The following is a 1,686-nucleotide window of genomic DNA, read 5'->3' as shown; positions in this document are numbered from 1 at the left end:
CGTCGTGCCACAGTAGTCATTCTGGTCCGTCTCCTCATGCAGGTTGGGAACCCACACACAAACCATCAGACACTCTCACGTAGACGCACCCACCGGATCCAAGGCTTCAACCAACAGACCCCGCACGTCATACAGCCGGCTCACACGCCGTCCCGCCGGATCCGTTGAAGCGATCACGCGGCCGGCATTATCGCACTCAACCCTAGTAACGCTGCCATCAGGATGCGTCGTCGCTGCTGGGACAACACCACTTGAACGCATATCATAGGCAAAGCTCGTTACAGCCCCATCAGGGGCCACGACTTCTTTCACCAGGCCAAATACATCTACCTCGCACTCAGTGGCCAAGCCATCCACGCCAACAATGCGCGCCGGCGTGGCCCACGCCCCGGGCTCAACGAAACTCCGCAACCCATCGGGGAACACAGTCTCAACGACAAGCCCATCCTCGTTATAGATATACGTTGTTGTTGCGCCCGCAGAATTAGTAACTGAAGTTTTCTGGTGATACTCATTATACGTTGTATCCTCGACGCCACCTTCAGGTGTGATCACACGCCACACATCACCCGCCGCGCTCGAGCGATACACCGTCGGACGAATATCTCCTAGCACCTCATCGTGAAGCCACTCAGTCGGCACTGCCCACGACTGATCATCACGCGCAGCTACACGGCCCCGACCGACAAGACCCGCACCACGCAAACCACCTTCCACGAGAACTTGATACAACGGCAGCTGCTCAAGGCGGGCAAAATATTCCTCTATAACCTCATCACCCAGCGCTATAGGATCACCCCCAAACTCACCAGCCGTTTCCAACGCAACACACACCTGCCCACCTTCAGGCGCGTCCTCCCCCTCATCAGCACCCCAGTAGACAATATTTGGAAACATCCCACCGGTGCCCACCTGGCTGCGCACACGACCCTCATCATCGAAACGGTAGTAGTACGACACCCCATTGCGATCCGTCCACGCAGAGATACGCCCACGTTGGTCATAGTGATACCGCAGTGCGCCATCATGCGAATTGATCACGCGCACCAACTGCCCGTAGGCGTCATAGGCATAAGAAATCAACCGCAACGGGGCCTCATCAGGATGCGTCGTCGGGTTCGACACATACGCGTGCGCTATCCGGCCAACTGCCTGATCCCACTCAAGCTCAATCACCGTGTCATCACTGCGACGCATCCGCACCATATGACCAGTGGAAACATCCCATGTGCAATCAATCGTGGCACCGGTGTGGTGCACAACGGATGACAGCCCCACCTCAATACCTAGCCCCACAGTCTCGGCTAAAGAACCAGTAGGAACCGTCGCCGCCACATACACCCCGCCCAATGACGGCGACTCATCCTTGACCCCGCATTCTTCGCCGGAACGGTCAGCATCGGCCCCGCTACCGTCGTCAAGCCCAAAGAGCCGGAAGCTATACGTCAAACCTGCCGCGATATCGCGCACCCGATAAGCACCATCGGCATAGGACAACAACCACGGTCGGCCGTCCGCACGAACTTCCGAACCATCTACAGGTGCCGGTGGGAACGTCAATAAAGCTCCATCAGGAGACAACATCAGCACTTCATCAGAGCAAATCTCCGGTTGCGTCCCTTAGTGTGGTGTAACGCTTGCTGATGGTGGACCCTGGGAAATACAGGGGCGGCCACCGCCAGTAAC

1 protein-coding gene is annotated in these 1,686 nt (G+C 57.3%); it reads right to left on the bottom strand.

What is annotated here, in order from left to right; all coding sequences use genetic code 11:
• Positions 1 to 75: 75 nt before the first annotated feature.
• Complete coding sequence (locus tag QP994_RS10985) at positions 76 to 1,560, bottom strand: hypothetical protein (RefSeq protein ID WP_284866813.1); 1,485 nt, start codon at positions 1,558 to 1,560, stop codon at positions 76 to 78.
• Positions 1,561 to 1,686: the final 126 nt, after the last annotated feature.

The sequence above is a fragment of the Corynebacterium sp. MSK044 genome, from assembly GCF_030232825.1.
Classification (GTDB): Bacteria; Actinomycetota; Actinomycetes; order Mycobacteriales; family Mycobacteriaceae; genus Corynebacterium.
Note: the sequence above shows the minus strand (reverse complement) of the source record. Positions and strands in the feature narration are given on the sequence as shown.